Source organism: Streptococcus sp. 22.1, from assembly GCF_016648645.1.
GTDB lineage: Bacteria > Bacillota > Bacilli > Lactobacillales > Streptococcaceae > Streptococcus.
In genome coordinates, this window is sequence record NZ_JACLQK010000049.1 from 1 (window position 1) to 1676 (window position 1676).

4 protein-coding genes are annotated in these 1676 nt (G+C 32.3%); all 4 read right to left on the reverse strand.

Annotated elements, in window-relative coordinates:
• Nucleotides 1–178 precede the first annotated feature (178 nt).
• On the reverse strand, nucleotides 179–382 hold the full coding sequence (locus H7U04_RS11275; protein ID WP_145517056.1) for a CsbD family protein: 204 nt from the start codon (nucleotides 380–382) through the stop codon (nucleotides 179–181).
• Between the two features lie 47 nt (nucleotides 383–429).
• Nucleotides 430–1014, reverse strand: a complete 585-nt coding sequence (locus H7U04_RS11280; protein WP_145517057.1) for an Asp23/Gls24 family envelope stress response protein — start codon at nucleotides 1012–1014, stop codon at nucleotides 430–432.
• A gap of 14 nt (nucleotides 1015–1028) precedes the next feature.
• Nucleotides 1029–1199 (reverse strand): DUF2273 domain-containing protein, encoded by a 171-nt coding sequence (locus H7U04_RS11285; RefSeq protein ID WP_145517058.1) that lies wholly within the window; start codon nucleotides 1197–1199, stop codon nucleotides 1029–1031.
• An 11-nt stretch (nucleotides 1200–1210) separates the two neighbouring features.
• On the reverse strand, nucleotides 1211–1676 hold a 466-nt coding region (gene amaP, locus H7U04_RS11290), incomplete at its 5' end, for an alkaline shock response membrane anchor protein AmaP (protein ID WP_201059854.1).

Sequence of the window (1676 nt, forward strand, 5' to 3'; positions counted from 1 at the left end):
ATTTAAATTAATCTAAAGAAAGTTGATTTTTCAACTGAATAATATTAAAAGAATATCGAGTTGTAGTTATGTTGAAAGTAATCTTATAAGTGAGTAATTAGGAGTAGAATACGACAACCTTATCTTTTTAGTAGAGTAGCTTGTTATATTTTCTATGAAAAATCAATTGACTTTATGACTATTTATCGTCTTTTTTTACCATATTTTTAACGCCTTCGATTGCGCCTTCAACGGCATCTTTTGCGTCTTCTGCCACTTCTTTAACTTTAGAAACTACTTTTTCTGCAGCCCCTTCTTTTTCTGTTTTCTCGTCGCCAGTCAATTTACCGACACCTTCTTTGATCGCACCTTTTGCTTGATTTAATTTTTCTTCTGTAGACATAGTCTTACCTCCATATTTTTTTATTTGTACGTTTTTAAATATCCAAATTAATGAACACGTGGTTTTTCATTTGATGAAGAGTCAGTTACAGCTTCTACGCCTTCACCAACTTTTTCTTTAACTGCTGAGAATCCATTCCCCAAACCTGTTTTAACATTTTCAAACTGTTCAGATGCAAATTCACCTGTTGATTCAACTGTACCAGTTACACGATCTTGCAAGCTTACTGAATCTGCTTCATGTTGTTCTTTTGTTTTAATATCGACAACATTCACGTTCACTTCAACAACTTCCAAATCTGTGATTTTAGAAACTTGTTCTACAACTACTTCTTTAATGTGTTTGTACAAGTCAGGAACATTCTTTTGATATTCCACAACTACATTCAAGTCAACAGCGACTTGTTCTTTACCAACTTCAACGTTTACACCATTGGCAACATTGTCAGTGTTAACAATCTTATCAGCTAGATTAGAGAAAAATCCGCCATCTACAGCCAACAAGCCGTCTACTTTTTCTAAAGAAAGTCCGATGATTTTTTGGATGACTTTATCTTCGTAAGTCAATTCTCCTTTTACTGCATCTACTTTTTTAGTAGGTTCTTTTTTATCCACATTTTTTTCGTTTGACATATGAAACTCCTTTATTATTTAAATAGACCTTTTTGTTGTAAGTAAAATCCAACTCCAGCTCCTATGACGGCGAAGATTAAAACAAACAATGTTTTAAAGAACCCATAGGACAAGGTGCAGCAAGCTAAAATAACACCTGCTAATCCAAACAGTAGTGGGTACTGGTATTTTTTAAACCATTCCATTTTTTACTTCCTTACTTTACACGACTCACAGTTTTTTTAGCTGGTGTTTTAGGCTTATAATCTTTTACAGAAACATAAAGCTTAACACCATGATTCATTCCAAAAAACTGTGTCAATCCATTACCGATCTCATCTTTTATAGACTGAGTTCTTTTAATAATATTATCTGAGGGAAGAATTTCTCCTTCCACGGAAACTAAACATTTATTTTTCCGACTATTTACATGAACTTTAGGATTCTTAATGAAGTTATTTTCATTAACTACACTACGAACAAATCCTTCAATAGCAGAATTTTTTAGTTTTAGCTTACCACCTGCATCTTCTAACTTTATCTCTAAATGTTGTTTAGGATAAAAGATGATTACTAGCATAAATAATAAAATTAAAATTGAGAGAGCCAAGGAACCCCAGAAAAGATATCTTGAAAGATAATATTCTAAAAAGGAAATTCTCTTCCAATTAACTAATTGGAGT